At 55.6% G+C, this 216-nt stretch carries 1 rRNA gene; it reads left to right on the top strand.

The features are described from left to right. Nucleotides 1–216, top strand: a 23S ribosomal RNA gene (locus ADK55_RS24285); the annotation flags it as partial.

Genomic DNA, 216 nt, shown 5'->3' with positions numbered 1-216 from the left:
GATAGCGGATAGTACCGTGAGGGAATGGTGAAAAGTACCGCGGGAGCGGAGTGAAATAGTACCTGAAACCGTGTGCCTACAAGCCGTGGGAGCGTCGCGTTGCATGCTTGCATGCAACGTCGTGACTGCGTGCCTTTTGAAGAATGAGCCTGCGAGTTAGCGGTGTGTAGCGAGGTTAACCCGTGTGGGGAAGCCGTAGCGAAAGCGAGTCCGAAT

Origin of the sequence: Streptomyces sp. WM4235 (genome assembly GCF_001279725.1) — a bacterium.
GTDB lineage: Bacteria > Actinomycetota > Actinomycetes > Streptomycetales > Streptomycetaceae > Streptomyces.
This window is presented reverse-complemented; position numbering and strand designations above follow the sequence as displayed.